General features: G+C 43.3%; 14 protein-coding genes. 12 read left to right on the forward strand and 2 right to left on the reverse strand.

Annotated features, from left to right (window positions below):
• The first annotated feature begins 188 nt into the window (after window positions 1–188).
• The 9 genes from MHI48_RS16650 (at window position 189) to MHI48_RS16690 (ending at window position 10,448) form a co-directional block, all read left to right on the forward strand.
• Complete coding sequence (locus MHI48_RS16650; RefSeq protein ID WP_338708965.1) at window positions 189–1,841, forward strand: extracellular solute-binding protein; 1,653 nt, start codon at window positions 189–191, stop codon at window positions 1,839–1,841.
• 94 nt (window positions 1,842–1,935) lie between these two features.
• The gene (locus MHI48_RS16655) at window positions 1,936–3,753 is read left to right on the forward strand and encodes a sensor histidine kinase (protein WP_405141141.1); all 1,818 of its coding nucleotides are present in this window, start codon (window positions 1,936–1,938) and stop codon (window positions 3,751–3,753) included.
• A 3-nt stretch (window positions 3,754–3,756) separates the two neighbouring features.
• Entirely contained in the window at window positions 3,757–5,298 is a 1,542-nt protein-coding gene (locus tag MHI48_RS16660; RefSeq protein WP_405141143.1) for a response regulator, read from the forward strand.
• 153 nt (window positions 5,299–5,451) lie between these two features.
• Window positions 5,452–7,500 carry a glycoside hydrolase family 16 protein gene (locus MHI48_RS16665; RefSeq protein ID WP_405141145.1) on the forward strand — a complete coding sequence of 683 codons (2,049 nt, stop codon included), beginning with the start codon at window positions 5,452–5,454 and terminating at the stop codon, window positions 7,498–7,500.
• Between the two features lie 211 nt (window positions 7,501–7,711).
• Window positions 7,712–8,086, forward strand: coding sequence for a DUF2750 domain-containing protein (locus tag MHI48_RS16670; protein WP_076250519.1), 375 nt, complete (start codon window positions 7,712–7,714; stop codon window positions 8,084–8,086).
• A gap of 32 nt (window positions 8,087–8,118) precedes the next feature.
• A complete protein-coding gene (locus MHI48_RS16675; RefSeq protein ID WP_405141147.1) occupies window positions 8,119–8,556 on the forward strand; it encodes an Imm26 family immunity protein in 438 nt (145 codons plus the stop codon).
• 301 nt (window positions 8,557–8,857) lie between these two features.
• Complete coding sequence (locus MHI48_RS16680; protein WP_036613900.1) at window positions 8,858–9,064, forward strand: helix-turn-helix transcriptional regulator; 207 nt, start codon at window positions 8,858–8,860, stop codon at window positions 9,062–9,064.
• Window positions 9,065–9,505, forward strand: coding sequence for a hypothetical protein (locus MHI48_RS16685; protein WP_405141149.1), 441 nt, complete (start codon window positions 9,065–9,067; stop codon window positions 9,503–9,505).
• A gap of 190 nt (window positions 9,506–9,695) precedes the next feature.
• A complete protein-coding gene (locus MHI48_RS16690) occupies window positions 9,696–10,448 on the forward strand; it encodes an AAA family ATPase (protein ID WP_370511418.1) in 753 nt (250 codons plus the stop codon).
• Window positions 10,449–11,121: 673 nt separating this feature from the next.
• On the opposite strand, the gene MHI48_RS16695 is transcribed toward MHI48_RS16690, so the two are convergent.
• Entirely contained in the window at window positions 11,122–11,322 is a 201-nt protein-coding gene (locus MHI48_RS16695) for a hypothetical protein (RefSeq protein WP_340030463.1), read from the reverse strand.
• A 302-nt stretch (window positions 11,323–11,624) separates the two neighbouring features.
• On the opposite strand from MHI48_RS16695, the gene MHI48_RS16700 reads away from it, so the two are divergent.
• Both MHI48_RS16700 and MHI48_RS16705 read left to right on the forward strand, forming a co-directional pair.
• Complete coding sequence (locus tag MHI48_RS16700) at window positions 11,625–12,815, forward strand: glycine C-acetyltransferase (protein WP_340030465.1); 1,191 nt, start codon at window positions 11,625–11,627, stop codon at window positions 12,813–12,815.
• A gap of 36 nt (window positions 12,816–12,851) precedes the next feature.
• Window positions 12,852–13,811 carry an L-threonine 3-dehydrogenase gene (locus tag MHI48_RS16705; RefSeq protein WP_405141152.1) on the forward strand — a complete coding sequence of 320 codons (960 nt, stop codon included), beginning with the start codon at window positions 12,852–12,854 and terminating at the stop codon, window positions 13,809–13,811.
• 667 nt (window positions 13,812–14,478) lie between these two features.
• On the opposite strand, the gene MHI48_RS16710 is transcribed toward MHI48_RS16705, so the two are convergent.
• Entirely contained in the window at window positions 14,479–15,063 is a 585-nt protein-coding gene (locus MHI48_RS16710) for a TetR/AcrR family transcriptional regulator (protein ID WP_051447337.1), read from the reverse strand.
• 157 nt (window positions 15,064–15,220) lie between these two features.
• Between MHI48_RS16710 and MHI48_RS16715 the strand changes: the two genes are divergently transcribed.
• A complete protein-coding gene (locus MHI48_RS16715) occupies window positions 15,221–15,910 on the forward strand; it encodes an SDR family oxidoreductase (RefSeq protein ID WP_036673652.1) in 690 nt (229 codons plus the stop codon).
• The last annotated feature ends 351 nt before the right edge of the window (window positions 15,911–16,261 follow it).

The following is a 16,261-nucleotide window of genomic DNA, read 5'->3' on the forward strand; positions in this document are numbered from 1 at the left end:
CCCTTCCATTGATTTATTACAAGTTATGTTTCGTTAGGGGGAATGTTGCGGATCATCTGCGAATCGTCCACTAAACCATTTCCATTTTAATCCAAGGGTAGTAAAATCGGTTGTACCACCACTAGTATGAATGCTGGTGCAGATGGGGATGGAGATGGCCAGTATAGAAAGGAGGCGCTCAGGTGTTTATGTTTCGAAGTCCTTTTATTTTAGCCTTGTTGATGATGAGTCTGATGTCAGGCTTGTCTGCTTGTTCTGAGTCAGAGCAATCGGAAGATAAGGGTGCTTCGACAAAGGCTGACTTCACGGAGCAGATACAGAGCCTTAATCTGAATCTGGAAGAACCGTCATGGAAGCTGGATACCACCCCCGTGAATCTAACGTGGTTCGTTGGAGCCGAATGGTACGGGCACACTTGGGGTGAGAGCCTGACTTCCAAATATGTCACCCAAAAAACAGGGGTCAATATCGAATTTGAAGTATCAACTGGTGAACCAAGCGAGATGTTATCACGAATGTTGACGACCGGTAGTCTGCCGGATCTGATAACCATCGGCTCCTGGGAGAGTGCGGTTAACAAACTTCGGGAGAGTAATCTCGTCTATGCCCTGGATGAGCTAGCCGACCAGTATGATCCTTACTTTTACAAGGTAGCAGGTGATGGTGCTCTACAATGGTATCGGCAGGAAGACGGCCATACCTATATCATTCCCAATGATGCGTACAGTCCCGAACAGATGCGTTCAACCGGCTTGACGGGAGCGAACCAAACCTTTCTCGTACGTAAAGATCTGTATGAGTCGATGGACAAACCGGACCTTACCACACCAAAAGGTTTTTTAAATGCATTGCAACTGCTGAAGAATCAATATTCTGTTTATAAAGGTCAGCTGATCAGTCCGTTTTGGGCACAGGGGAATGCATCCTATGGGTTGACCGAATATTTGCAAAATCTGCTTGCGATCCCCCATGAACAGAACGGTAAAGTATACGACCGAATGACAGATCCCGATTATATGGAGTGGCTGAAAACATTTCGTACCGCTTACGAGCAGGGCCTGATTAATGTTGATTTTCTGGTCGACTCCAGTGCGCAGGTGCAGGAAAAAACCAACCATGCCCAATATTTTATGATGATTCGGGAATGGACAGACATATCGGACCTCAATTCGAAATTGGAAGTCCTTACGAATCAGAGTTCATACTATATCGCTGTAGATGGACCCCGGAGCAGCAGGGGGGAATCCGCCAAACTGTTTCCCGGCAGCATGGATGGCTGGATGGTTACGATGATTAGCAGATCCACGGAAAACCCTGAACGGGCCATTCGATTTTTGACCTATCTGGCCAGCGAAGAAGGCCAAAGGGATTTATTTTTGGGCAAAGAAGGTGAAACCTGGGAGATGAAGAACGGCAAACCGCAGTTGACAGCGGCAATGGTTCAGTTGCATGACACGGATAGGGAGCGGCTGGAAAAGGAATATGGCATTATGGATACCTACTGGATGCTGCGAAACCCTGCTTTCGTTAACAAGTGGAGACCAGAGAATGCCCCATCCATTAAGCAAATGGAGGAGTTCGCCAACCAACAGGCCGACCTGGACAGCGGCATCTATAAGGGACTAGATCCTATAGGGGATTCCGATATAGCGTTAGCCTGGTCACGTATTTCTCAGAATTGGGAAGAAGTACTGCCAGAACTGATTACAGCGAAGGATGAAGCTGCCTTTGACAAAATTTTTGAGAATTTTCTGATACGTCGTGTGAACTACGGCTTTAACCAGGTGATGGAATATCGCCAAGCTGAACTGGAACTGCGGAAAGCCAAGATAGCCAGATAACCATTCCTACTACATTGTTAATTATCAGCTAACTAGTAATATATGGTATAACAAAGGTGGTGAATACATTAGAATGAAATACCTACTAACGAGATTGAGGAAGCTATATCGCAATGCCCGTATATCCCAAAAGCTGTTTCTGGCATTTAGCCTGATGATTGCCATACCTGTTATTTTGATATCCTTTGTGTATATCCGCATGCAAGAAACCCAGCTATATAAGGATGCTATGGCAACGGGCAACAGCCACGTTTCATGGCTGAATGAACAATTGCGCAGACGAATGGACATGATTGAGAACGCTTCCAATACAGCCCTTACTCAAAAGTCATTTGTGGATTTTATTCATTCCAATATGCTTGTGGATGGACTGCGTCTGGTGAAGTTTAAGCAGAACCAGTTTGAGCAAATGCTTAATATCATTCAAAGCAATGCGATGATCAGTGAGCTTAGCTTTTACGTTGATAACCCAAACTTGTATGAAATCTGGCCTGAAATCTATCATTATAAGAAATTTTGGCCGCAGGATTATTGGATAAAGCTACGGGACGAAGGTGGTGCGGCTTACCGTTTATTTTCTTTTAGGGATGGTGAACACACTTTATCCTACTATCGTCTGGTTCGCCTTCAAGGGCAGGAACAAAAGCGCCCTAGTATTATGGAAGTGCGAGTCCCGCACAGCATGTTTTTCAGCGACCTGCTCCAGGAGAGCAAGGGGGACTTCTTTTCGGTATTGATGAACGCAAGTGATCCTCCCCAGTATGTTTACAATCCCCAGCATGAGTTTTCTGAGAAGTACGGGCAGGGGATGGAGGAGATCCTTGGCAGTATTTATCACCAGCTGGATATAGTGCCGCAGGAAAACCCACTTCTGGTTAAGGTGGGTGGTCAGAGCTTCTATGCATTGTATCGATACATCGCTCCGTTGAACACTTATGTGGTCGAGATTGCTTCCCATCAGGCATTGATGAAGGGGCCGCGCAGTTGGTATGCATTTGTGGTAACGATTACATTATGTGTATTGCTGCTGATTATGCTACTCGTATCCCAAACGACGCGGCGTATTTTCCGGCGGTTGGACAGCGTACTGGTATCCATGCGTCAGGTACGGAAAGGCGAGCTGGATGCAATGATTGATACAGGCCTTGATGAGAACGAAAGAGGGGATGAAATCGATGAGGTGGCGGTGAATTACAATAAAATGTTACATGAGGTCAAACGTCTAATGACACAGGTCGTGGATAAACAGTTAATTGCCAAAAACGCACAGTTGCATTCCCTGCATTCGCAGATTAATTCTCATTTTTTATATAACGCCCTGGAATCGATCCGTATGGTGGCAGAGGTACAGAGGCAGCCTGCTATAGCCAATTCATTGGTGTCGTTGGGCTCCCAGCTACGTTACAGCATGCAGTGGCGCAGCGATACTGTTGCTTTTCGTGAGGAGCTTGCCAATATCCAAAATTATATTGAATTTATCAACTTTATGGAAGGCGGCAGTATCGTTATGACGGCGGATCTTCCTCAGGAGATACTTCGCTACGCCATTCCCAAGATGTGTATGCAGCCTATCGTTGAAAATGTAGTTCATCACGGGGCACCTTCAGGCGGCAGGGTAACTATAGAGATTACCTTTTCTGTGGAGAATGACGGTCTGCTTTTCATTAACATAAGAGATGACGGAAAGGGGTTAGAGCCTGAGATGTTACACCGTCTTCAGGCATTACTGAGGAGCGAATCGGATACACCGATGGTTACAAGCAGGAGCGGACTTGGTTTGGAAAACGTGAATAAGCGATTGCAGCTTCATTATGGCAAGAATTGCGGTCTTTGGATTGATAGTGTGCAAGGTGCATATACCTGCGTAACGATACGCTTGCCTTGGGAAAATGTAAATCTTGGAGGGTGGTAGAGCATGATTAATATCCTGATTGTGGACGATCAAAAACACATTCGAGACGGCCTGCAGGCCATGCTGCATCAATTTCCTCTGGAGCTGAACAACATATACTGTGCCTCGAGCGGGATTGAGGCGCTGTCCCTATTGCGGCAGCATTGCATTCACATCGTTATTACCGATATTATGATGCCGGATATGGATGGGTTGACTCTCATGGCTCAAACCAAAGAGGAATACATGGATGTGGAATACCTCATTATCAGCGGTTATAGTGATTTTACATATGTCCAAAAAGCGATCGGGCTTGGGGCAAGGGGTTACTTGCTCAAACCTTTGAAGCGAGAGGATCTGCAACATTCCCTGGAGCATGTATGGCAAGAGATCCAGACACGGCAGGCACTTACGCATAATATGCAGCTTGTATCCCGTCTCGCCCAAGAGACCGATCGTAAAGAATTAAGAATGTTTATGCAGGGTGCATTAAGTGATGACGCATGGATTCTTCAGATTGAGGAACAAAATGATGCGTTATGGCGTAATTATCGTCTAGCCCTGCTGCGGGAAGAAGTTTGCATGAACCAGCCCGGAGCCAGCAACGCTCATAGTATGGAAGCCATTGCTTATCGTGTGTTTGGCAGACAAGGTTGTATTTGCCTGCAACATCGCCCATACCTGATCCTTGCGGTGGATGCGTCCATAGATCCAAGTGTTTTGCCTGCAGCGCTCAAGGAAGGAAAGATCAATGTCATAACAGCCATGACTAACCCGATTCAGGGGTTAAAGGAACTACCAGACAGCTATTCCCAAGTGCTTGAGCTCTATCGCCACAGTTATCTGTTTCCTGATCAGTACAGTATCTTCCCAGCACATATTGAGCATATGGAACAGCAGTGGCAACTTCCCTATGAAGACTTATATGAACTGTTCCAGTCGGTTGGAACAGATAACAGCGGAACAATTACTCAGGGTATTTCTGCAATATTTCACAAAAAGGTGCTGCAACGTTATCCTATTCGCTATACCCAACAGCTCTGCGCCGCCACCGTTCAGATGATGGAGGAATACGAACGAGTTATCCACCCTTATATGGGGGAAGAAGTGCTGGACCTTGAATCATTGCGTAATCTCTTTGATTATCAAGGGATGCGTGAGTATATACAAGCACTGCAACAGCAGCTGCTTCGGTTGAATCAGTTATATTATGACTATAAGTGCAGCTATCGCCATTCGCAGGATCTAAATGAAGCCATTCGTTTTATACACGAGAGTTACCACAAACCGCTGGACCTCGCGATGGTATCCAATCATGTATCGCTTAATTATGCTTATTTTTCAAATCTGTTTAAGAAGAATATTGGTAAAGGTTTTGCTGAATACCTACGAGATGTGCGTCTGGATAAAGCGCGGCGGCTTCTCGCCGAAACCGATCATAAAATTGTGGAGGTGGCTGCTATGGTTGGCTATGAAAGCTATAAAAGCTTTACACGCGCGTTCCGACTTGTGATGCAGATCCAACCCACAGAGTACCGACAGATGATGCGGCAGAAGGCAGATTGAATCAAAAGCCAAAAAAATGGGATACCACAAAAACAATTGTACCTTTTCAGCGAATTAATCTATTCGATAGAATAAAGATACCCCTTCATGTAAGCGATTTCCTTAATGCGCATGGATTGGGAGAAGCTAATATTTTATTAAAGGAGGACTATCATGAAACCATCTCACTTTGCGGCGAAACGGTTTATGAAAAAGGTACTCGGTATGTTCCTTGTGGTTGTGATGCTGGCTAGTATTGGCATACTGCCACCTTCAAAGGTTCAGGCAGCGGGAACTACCGTAACCTCAATGGAGTACTTCTCACCAGTAGACGGGCCTGTTATTTCAAAATCGGGGGTTGGCAAGGCCAGCTACGGATTTGTTATGCCTAAGTTCAATGGAGGCTCCGCGACATGGAATGATGTTTACAGTGATGTAGGCGTTAATGTAAAAGTGGGCAACAACTGGGTTGATATCGACCAGGCAGGCGGTTATATCTATAACCAAAACTGGGGGCACTGGAGCGATGGCGGCTTCAATGGTTATTGGTTCACCCTCTCCGCAACAACGGAGATCCAACTGTACTCCAAAGCGAATGGTGTTAAACTGGAGTATCAACTTGTATTCCAAAACATCAACAAAACAACTATCACAGCGATGAATGCGACACAAGGTCCACAAATCACAGCAAGTTTCACAGGCGGTGCAGGCTTTACATATCCAACGTTCAACAATAATCCTGCGGTCACTTATGAAGCTGTTGCGGATGATTTGAAGGTGTATGTCAAACCTGTAAACAGCAACACTTGGATTGATATTGACAATAACGCAGCCAGCGGCTGGATCTACGATCACAATTTTGGCCATTTCACTGATGGCGGAGGTGGGTACTGGTTTAACGTAACGGAGTCGATCAATGTCAAATTAGAATCAAAGACTTCTTCGACTAATCTTGTTTATACCATTACGTTTAATGAACCTACAAGAAATTCATATGTCATTACGCCATACGAAGGAACAACCTTCACAGCAGATGCGAATGGTTCCATTGGGGTTCCGCTTCCCAAAATTGATGGGGGCGCGCCAATCGCCAAGGAACTAGGCAACTTCGTATACCAGATTAACATCAATGGGCAATGGGTGGATTTGAGTAACTCCAGCCAGAGCAAATTTGCATACTCCGGTAATGGGTATAACAATATGTCCGATGCCAATCAGTGGGGTTACTGGTCCGATTATATCTATGGTCTTTGGTTCCAGCCAATCCAAGAAAATATGCAGATCCGTATCGGATATCCGCTGAACGGACAGGCGGGTGGAAATATTGGCAACAACTTCGTCAACTATACCTTCATCGGCAATCCAAATGCCCCGCGTCCGGATGTATCTGATCAAGAGGATATCTCGATCGGAACGCCAACCGACCCGGCAATCGCGGGCATGAACCTCATTTGGCAGGATGAATTCAACGGAACTACGCTGGATACAAGTAAATGGAACTATGAAACAGGATATTATCTTAACAACGATCCCGGTACTTGGGGATGGGGAAATGCAGAACTGCAGCACTACACAAACAGCACCCAAAATGTATATGTACAGGATGGAAAGCTGAATATCAAAGCCATGAACGACAGCAAATCTTTCCCCCAAGACCCGAATCGGTATGCACAGTATTCTTCGGGAAAGATTAACACCAAGGATAAACTGTCCTTGAAATACGGCAGAGTCGATTTTCGTGCCAAGCTTCCTACAGGTGATGGTGTATGGCCAGCACTGTGGATGCTTCCAAAAGATTCGGTATACGGCACTTGGGCTGCATCAGGAGAAATTGATGTTATGGAAGCGAGAGGCCGTCTGCCTGGATCAGTAAGCGGTACTATACACTTTGGTGGACAATGGCCCGGGAACCAGTATTCGGGCGGCGATTATCACTTCCCGGCGGGGCAAACTTTTGCCAATGATTATCATGTATACTCGGTAGTCTGGGAAGAGGACAACATTAAATGGTATGTAGACGGCAAGTTTTACTATAAAGTCACTAACGAGCAGTGGTATTCCGCAACTGCACCGAATAATCCCAATGCACCTTTTGATGAGCCGTTCTACCTCATTATGAACTTGGCAATCGGTGGAAACTTTGACGGCGGCCGTACCCCGAACGCCTCCGATATCCCGGCGACGATGCAAGTGGATTATGTACGCGTGTATAAAGAACAGTAATAAGAACAGTAATTTGCGATTTCGGATACAGCGAATGAAGATCAGATGGAACAGATGCTGGGCAAACCGGACCTGAAATCTCATACTCTAAAATAGGCTTACGACCGATTCCCAATATTTCTACCTGGGAATCGGTCGTTTAAATTTAGACTTGATACTGTAGTTCATCGGCTGCAACTCTTGTCGAAGGACAACATCATTAGGAGGAAATATGAATCAGAAAGAATTTGAATCAGTCATCAATCTCCCTGCAAATATTCGTTATGAATACTTCATCAAAAAAGTAGTGGATTCAGAAGAAGTGTGGGGGCTTTATGAGAATGGTTGGTCAGTTACTGAAGATGATAAAGGTAATAAATTACTTCCATTTTGGCCTAAGAAAGAATTCGCGGAATACTGTGCAACTGATGGTTGGGAAATTTACTCAAGTAAAAGTATGGATTTGTACGAGTTCATAGACGATTTTCTACCCAATTTAAAAAAAGAGGGTTTTAAACCTTCAATATTCTTAAATAATGCTGATTCTGCTGTATTAGAAGTCGATATACTAATTGAGGATTTAAAGACAGAACTTGAAAAATACTAACTTAAAACCTCAACGAAGGAGTTTGGAAAACCGTGAAAAATAAGAGACGTAAACGAATAAAATTGGGTGATATCTACGCTATACCTCTGCCTAACGGTAAGTTTGCCTTTGGGAGAAGGCTTAAAGATGCCAGCATTGCAATCTATAATGTGATAAGTGACACGATAGAAGAGATACCTCAAGAAGAGGAATACCAATTTATCGTGGGTGTATATGATGATGTACTGAAATCAGGTGATTGGCCGGTCGTTGAGAATCGTCCGTTCCCGAATGAAGAAGAGGCGTGGCCCCCACCTGCCTGTATCATTGATAGGATATCAGGAGGGTATGAAATATATCATTTGGGAGAGATTAGACCTTCTACTCGCGAAGAATGTGAAGGGTTAGAGATGGCGGCTGCTTGGGGAGCCCATCATATTGTTGATAGAATAATGGGAGATGATAAGTGGCACCGAGACCCGAATAAATAGTGTACGAGTATACCATCTATGGTTCCAGAGATCAGGTGTAGCAGTTTGAACCGCTTTTTCACTTTCCAATACAAACATTAAGTCACGGCCTACATACGTTTCTATAGGGGTAACACCAAGCGCTTCAACCATTTGCTCTGTTTAAGTAAACTCTTCTGGCATCTTATATAATCAAAAATCAACCGAGCCAAGCCCTCCTTTTACAAAGAGGGGCTTAGCTTGTTTTGCATTCAGAGGTAAGTAAAAATGCAAAGTGAACTATGCTAAAAATGAAAAGTAAACATTGCAAGGACGTGATCACTTGAAGACAAGAATTGCAGAACTGCGTAAGCAACATAAGCTGTCACAGGAAGAGCTGGGACGAATTGTTGGTGTTACCCGGCAAACCATTACCTCTCTTGAAAGGGGAAAATACACGGCTTCCCTTATTCTTGCTTACAAAATTGCCAATTTTTTTGGACTCGCCATTGAAGATGTTTTTGATTTCAGCGAAGTGGAGGAAATGTAAATGGACAAGTACAAGATTAAAATAAAAACTCGCAAAAACGTACTGTCACTGGTAGCCGCTGCTACCCTATTGATCTATGTAGGACTTATATTTTACCGAGGTGGACTACCCGATTTACCTAGTTTTATAAAGGGATTTCACACAGGCGCTTTTATCGGGGTTGAAGTGGCCGTCGCTTTTTTCCTAGTCAGGTATATAAAAGCCAGTAATAATGAAGCCGAGCTGAAGAAGCAGTATATTGAGGAGAATGACGAGCGGAGTGTAATGATACTCCAGAGAGCCGGCACACTCAGCACAGCAATCATTCTCATTGGTATGGGCATTGCCTCCGTGATCGCCGGTTTCTTTAATCCCTTGATATTCTATACCTTACTAACTTGCTTATTATTTGTTTTAATCGTATTTTTTGCACTGTGGATGTTTTATGCGAGAAAAATTTAAGGTTTAGATCAAAGCAGTGGAGAGAGGTGAATGTTTACCGGATATCGATTTACGGACAGGTTATTTTCGGTATGTGGTATTATTTGTTTGATGGAGTAAACTAAAGCTTGAGACAAACATCAGTCAGTGTTTTCCAAAAAAAAGGTAAGCATAACGATCAAAGTTTTAAAAGGGAGTGAACTATATTAATATACAGCATCCCTATTTACGACAAATTCAGCTTAAGCGGCAACAAGTACCCACCTATAATCGTTACCCCTTTGATTTGGCAGTCATTCGAAACCTAAATACTCTTGATTTCCACCCCAAGGTAACCTATATCGTAGGTGAAAATGGAATGGGCAAATCAACACTGATGGAGTCCATTGCTGTCGCATGGGGATTTAACCCGGAGGGTGGGACGATCAACTTTTCCTTCTCAACCCAGGCTACTCACTCGAACTTATATGAATATATACAATTGATTAAAGGTCCGCGACGCCCGAGGGATGGCTTCTTTTTCCGGGCAGAAAGTTATTATAATTTAGCCACAACGATCGATGAGTTGGACAGTCAGCCTTCATTCGGTCGCCCTATTCGCCCTATTAAAGATTCGTACGGTGGCAAGTCCTTGCATGAGCAATCGCACGGAGAGTCGTTCTTTTCCACTTTCATTCATCGGTTCGGAGAGAATGGATTATATATACTGGATGAGCCTGAGGCTGCACTGTCTCCCCTTCGCCAAATGGCGATGCTGACACGAATCCATGAACTTGTTTTGCAAAACTCTCAATTTATAATTGCGACCCATTCCCCAATCCTTATGGCATATCCAGATTCGATTATTTACAATCTAAAGCCAGATGGTATCGAAGTCCAAGTATTGGAAGAAACCGACCATTATATGATTATGAAAGAGTTTGTGAATAACAAGGATAGGATGCTCAGAGAGTTATTCGAGTAAGCTAAAGATTAATTCCACTGCTATCCTATAGAATCTAAAAGCTTAAGAGAGATCGTTACAAAGAAAGCGATCTATTGTCGAGATTAAGCTAACGAGAAACGTTAGCTTAATCAAACTTAATAAGGCATCAAATTGATCATCTGCTGATTTCAACTAGCGGACTGACAACAGGGATCGTTGCAGAAATGCTAACGATCCTTTTTTGTATAGTTTACGTATGAGTATTTAAATCACGAAAAAGGGCTCCTCCGTAGACTAGGACGCCCCAAGTGCAGGTCAGCGATCACGTACCTGGATATAAAGGGAAAACAGTGGGTGTTGCCCGGCAAAGTGACGTTTTTATTTTTCACAGTCCGATCGATAATTTTGGTGATGCTGAGTAGCTTACATGCTGTAAGCTTAGTAGAAGTGACTTTGTAGAACCATTCAAACGCTCTACACAGAGAAACAACGGATCGAACAGGAAGAACGGTACAACTATATTGGACTTTTATGGAAAAATAAGGTATATAAAGCCACTGCTTCTATATATTTTAAAACAGAAGATTCTATTTTCTGGCATGGGTGCTTGTAGGGGGGAATGCATGTTTCATTATTTTCTGAAGATAAGCAGAAACATTGTTAGGATTGCAACTGTGAAGCATTCGTCCTAAATCGAGGAAGTATAAATATACTACTCACTATTTTCATCATCTAATCGCCGACGAAATATCAAAGCAGAAACAGCAAATATAATAAAAGATAATGTTGAAGCAGCAGTAACCATCTTCAACACACTTCCTATTGGGGGGTTAAACAACAGAGCAATTGAGACGATTAAAACAGCACCTGTTAAACCCATTCCCAAAATCGAGATCGCTAAAATCTTGTTCATCAAATCACCTCACAGGTTGAAATAGAGTTTCTCATTGCATAATAATAGTTTAATACATGATGAATTAGTATAGAATGTAACAAAAAGTATAGCAAAGATTTAGTAGCGATTGCTTCCGGGAATGGGGGAAGCAATCGCTATGTTTTTTTTGCGGATATTTTTATTTTTTTGTCCGCCACATGTGTACAAAAAAATAAAAAGATGATACATTAAAATCAATCTAACCCTTTTTATAACAGGTTTTTCCCGGAGAATTATGTGTCTCCTGTACGAGGACATTCGTATATCGAGGAGGGAATGGAATGTCAAGTCAAGCATTGGACCAATTTTTAAGTTCGAACATCGAAGATCTAAAGACTAAAGGTCTATATAACGTCATCGATACGCTGCAGGGTGCAAATGGTCCTGTTATTCGTATCGACGGAAAGTCCTTAATCAATTTGTCTTCCAATAACTATTTGGGACTGGCAACAGATCACCGCCTGATTGATGCTTCAGTTAAGGCGTCGCAGACATACGGGGCAGGCGCAGGGGCTGTGAGAACAATTAATGGTACGATGGATCTTCATATTGAGCTTGAAGAAAAACTGGCCCGTTTCAAAAAAACGGAAGCCGTTATCGTGTATCAATCGGGATTTAACTGCAATATGGCTGCTATATCCGCGGTAATGGACCAGCATGATGCGATTTTATCAGATGAGCTGAACCACGCTTCGATTATTGATGGCTGCCGCCTGTCGAGAGCCAAGGTGATTCGCTTTAAGCATTCGGATATGAATGATTTAAGACAGCAGGCGAAAGATGCCAAGGAATCCGGTCAGTACCATAAAATTATGGTCATCACCGACGGGGTTTTCTCCATGGATGGTGATATAGCAAAGCTGCCTGAAATCGTGAAAATAGCAGAAGAATTCGATCTGATTACTTATGTGGATGATGCCCACGGTTCGGGCGTTCTCGGAGCAGGTGCGGGAACCGTGAAGCATTTTGGATTGTCCGACCACATTGACTTTCAAATTGGTACTCTTTCCAAGGCGATCGGCGTTGTCGGCGGTTATGTGGCGGGTAAAAAACAACTGATCGAATGGTTGAAGCTGAGAAGCCGTCCGTTTCTGTTCTCGACATCGCTACCTCCGGCTGCAATCGCTTCTTGCAGCGCTTCTGTCGACATTTTGATGAATGACAAAGAGCTGATCGAGAAGCTGTGGGAGAACGGCAATGATTTGAAAAATGGCTTGAGCCGGCTTGGATATGATGTAGGCCAAAGCGAAACGCCGATCACACCTTGTATCATTGGCGATGAAGTAACCACCCAAAAATTCAGCAAACGGCTTTATGAAGAAGGCGTTTACGCCAAGGCAATCCTGTTTCCGACGGTTCCGAAAGGAACCGGAAGAATACGCAACATGCCGACAGCTGCCCATACCAAGGAGATGCTCGACCAGGTGATCTCCGTTTATGAGAAAGTTGGCAAGGAAATGAAGCTGATTTAGCTCATTCGCGGGAGTACATTTCGGGAGGAATGTCTTATGAACAAGATTTTGGTGACCGGAGCACTGGGCCAAATCGGTTCTGAGTTAGTTGTTAAATTACGTGAAATTTATGGTGCGGATCACGTCATTGCTACGGATCTCAGGTCATCAGCCCACGAAATTACCCGATCGGGGCCATTCGAGCTGCTGGACGTGACGAATGATAAGGCGATGTTCGAAATCGCCAAGCGGTACGAAGTTGATACCGTCATCCATTTGGCTGCGCTGCTGTCGGCTACCGCAGAGGAGAAACCGCTGCTTGCCTGGAATTTGAATATGGGCGGATTGATGAATGCACTTGAAATATCCAGGGAGCTCGGCTGCCAATTTTTCACTCCAAGCTCCATAGGATCTTTTGGCCCTTTGACTCCGAAAGACAATACCCCTCAGGATACGATTCAGAGGCCCAATACGATGTACGGCGTGAACAAAGTGTCCGGCGAACTGCTTTGTGATTATTATTTTCACAAATACGGTCTGGATACTAGGGGGCTGCGATTCCCGGGTTTGATATCTTATATGACGCCTCCCGGCGGAGGAACGACGGATTACGCCGTGGAAATTTATTACGCAGCCGTGACGGCTGGCCGGTATACATCTTATATCGCCAAGGACTCAAACATGGACATGATGTATATGCCGGATGCCCTGAACGCAATCATCGATTTGATGGAAGCGGATTCTTCCCGGTTGATACACCGAAATTCATTTAATGTCACCGCAATGAGCGTGGATCCGGAGGCGATCGCTGCAGCGATTCGGGATGAGCTTCCCGGCTTTATCCTCGATTATGACGTTGATCCGAAGAGACAGGCGATTGCCGATAGCTGGCCGCATTCCATTGATGCAACGGCAGCGAAAACAGAATGGGGATTTCATGCTCGCTACGACTTGAAGGCCATGACGAAGGATATGCTTTCACATCTAAGCGAGAGACAAATGCTTCGCAAGGCTTAAAGTTATTATGAATTCGATCGAAGAGTGACATCGCTAAAAAAAGCAAGAAAGGGGAATTTATAAAAAAACTGTCGAGGGACAAGAACATTGTGTCATTACGGATTAGGTATCTATCTAAATAGCATCATGATGAAGATCATGTGGCAAGAAAAAAGCACATGAATTTAAGAATTCGCGTGGAATAACGTTTTTTTTAAAATAAGTTTTTTTCTGGTAAAGGCCAATCAATCTGCGCCAACATCGGGACGCGAATATGTGCTTAGGGGTTCCACCTAAGATCGTGAATGCAAATTTCATAAGTACAAAAAGACACTTGCTGCATTCAAGCTCAACATCATAAAGGAAGCAACCGATTATTTGCTATTTTGGATTAAGATTAATTTTACAAAATATGGATTATAAATAATCTTCGGTTTAATGAAATCAATTGTATGTAAGTGAGAATTTATACTTAACGGGGATATTCTGCTTTGTAGTGGTGGTAATTACCCATTAAGCAAGTTGATTCAAAGTATGGTGAAACAGGCGGGCCATCCTACCAACCTGAACTCTCTCGGCTACAAACATTATTCTATGCCTGCCTAGTTCTGACAAATCTAAGCAGGGAGTCGAGCCAGATCAGATTCGGCAAGAATAGCCTTTCTGTTCAGATCATACTAGTTTATTATCAAGTATCCTTCAGCAAGTCAACCATGTTAGAATAGTGAATTTCACTCAGTTGCTCGATAAAGTTATCTACCCTGTAGTTCTCCGGTTCAACTATCCAGAGACAAATTACTCCTACCAATCCAGATATCATGTATTCGATGCCAATTTTTATCTTCTCATCGTGGCGATGATCGCCGATTCCCGAAAAAATGATCGTTTTAAAAGCCTCTTTCAAGTAAACGGAGAAGTTTGGATAAATATTTTGAGTGATCATTGTCTTAAAAAATATCATATTGGCTTCAATATCGTCGAAAATCGTTTTTAACATGGTAGCAAACATATCTTTATCCATCTCATGAATTGAACTCACTTCCAGGCTTAAGCAAGCATTTAAACTCTCCACGTTTTCCTGAAATAACTTCTCCATGAATTGAGGTTTATCTACATAGTGCAAATAAAATGTGTTGCGATTTATCATCGCTTCTTTGGCAATGTCCTGCACAGTAATTCGTTCATAGCCTTTGGTTTGTACTAATCTCAGAAACGCTTCTTTAATGGCTTTCCGCGTTTTGAGAATGCGCAGATCCACTTTATCTTTACCCAATTCGTGCTTCCCCTCCATAAATAATAGTCAGATTTATCAAAAGTGATGTTTATTTAACACATTGAATTATATCGACCATTGAGTCTTTTAATTGTACGTTTTACAATTACAACTGTCAATTGAACTCACTAACTCATTCATAAAAGGAGAATCATAAATGAAAACACTGGCGATTGTTGGTGCAGGTAAGGGATTAGGATTATCTATTGCGAAGAGCTTTGGCAAGCGCGGCTTCCAAGTGGCATTAGTTGCAAGAAATGCTGCAAAACTGCAAGATATGGTGGAGGAACTGAAAGCGGATGGTATCGAGGCATCTTATTTCGTAGCAGATATTTTTAACAAGGAACAGATTGAACAGGCTATGACCAACATGAAAGAAAAGTATGGTCAGATTGATGTGTTGGAATTCAGTCCAACAGCAGGCAATTATCCTCCCACTTCTGTATTGGAGTTAACGGCGGAGAACGCCAGGGATGCATTTGAGGCGAATGTGGTTAGTGCCATCCATGTCGTCAATGCTGTTCTCCCTGATATGCTCGCTAGGAAAGAGGGAGCCTTGCTCTTTACCTCAGGATTATCCGCCATGTACCCTGTGTCCATGATGGGGAATATCGGTATTGCTCTTGCAGGGTTACGCAATTATGTTGCTAATCTTCATACTTCATTGTCTGCTCAAGGGATTTTTGTGGGCCACCGCTCATTAGGTTTATTGATCAAGGAGTCAGGTACCGGCGCAATTAATGATCCGGATGTAATTGCAGAGATGTGGTACCAGGCCTATGTAGAGAAAAACGTATGGGAAGAAGAGTATCCTGAGGGGGTTACCCCCGATACCATTCTGTTTTAACATTGGTGATGATTTCAGCAGGTCATAACATACAGTTGTAACCAAGTAGATGAGCTTGAGAACTAGGCATATATTTTGTGCTAAGAAACGCTTGAAAGAGATGGAGAAGCCGCTAATTTAGCGGCTTTTTTGTTTTTCGGTACAATTTCTTGTCCCGAGCCAAAGACAAGAAATTGTACCGATGACAAGACAACGCAAAAAACATCACTTCATTGTAGAATATAAGAATTATGAGATGGGCGGGAATTGTACATTTTTTCGGGGGAAGATCTTTATTATGTGTACTAGGAAAGAATAAGCGGGGCTTATACAATAACATTAGAGGTTGTAAACGCTTGCTTTTAATTCTGA

The sequence above is a fragment of the Paenibacillus sp. FSL H7-0942 genome (assembly GCF_045040715.1).
In the GTDB taxonomy this organism is placed as follows: Bacteria; Bacillota; Bacilli; order Paenibacillales; family Paenibacillaceae; genus Paenibacillus; species Paenibacillus amylolyticus.